At 42.2% G+C, this 1020-nt stretch carries 1 protein-coding gene; it reads left to right on the forward strand.

Annotated features, from left to right (window positions below; all coding sequences use genetic code 11):
• Window positions 1-267: 267 nt before the first annotated feature.
• The coding region (locus A3761_RS03595) for an NAD(P)H-hydrate epimerase (RefSeq protein ID WP_197472795.1) at window positions 268-1020 on the forward strand (753 nt) is incomplete at its 3' end.

Consider the following 1020-nt stretch of genomic DNA (forward strand, 5'->3'; position numbering starts at 1 on the left):
TGAACCCGTTACAATCCAAGCATATATTTTTAATATTAGTAAGGTAAATGCAACAGCGACAGAAGCCCTGGTTGCCCAAATAATAAGTTGTTCCGATTTTGTCCGCATAGTAATGTTCACTAAGATCTCTTAACAAAAGAATAGAGCTCCTATTTTACGGGCATCTATACTAAATAAAACCATTAATTAGCATCATCTAATTAAATATAAATTTTGAACTGTATCATTAACTTAAGCTTTTCGACGCCCTATCAGATGGAACCCGATATGCCTGAAACAAAACTTCCCAGTGAATTATTCCTCAGCCAGCAGGTAAGAGATATCGATAGTTCGGCTATCAACAGGCATGGAATCAAGGGCTTTTCGCTCATGAACAAAGCAGCGAAATTTAGCTTCAATATACTATTAGAACGATTCCCCAACTGCCAGAAAGTCACAGTATTATGCGGCAGTGGAAATAATGCCGGAGATGGCTATATTGTCGCTGCGCTAGCCAAAGCTTATGGAATTGCATGTAATGTCTACTTTCTTTCGCCTCCAGATAAACTTGTCGGTGATGCGCAAAGTGCATACCAGATGTGCTTAGCAGAAAACGTAAGCTGCGACCACTACTCAGACAAAAGTCTAGCATCAGAGACCGACAATCACATTATCGTCGACGCTCTATTAGGTACCGGTCTTAACTCCCCTGTCAGAGGCCTGTATGCTGACGCTATTGAAGCAGCAAATAAATCTACTGCCCCGATATTAGCGATTGATATTCCATCGGGCTTAAATGCCAATACGGGCAGTATAATGGGCACCGCAATCGAAGCCGACTGCACTGCGAGTTTTATTGCCCTAAAACTGGGCTTATTTACCGCTGAAGGTCAACACTATACTGGCGAACTATATTACGACGACCTGGAGGTGCCAGCCAAAATTATTAATGAGCAGACGCCTATCGCTCATTGCTTGTCACTGCAGAAATTACTAGATCAAGTTTCTGTCCGGCCCCGCCATTTTCACAAAGGTAATTGT

It is taken from the genome of Oleiphilus sp. HI0123 (assembly GCF_001635315.1).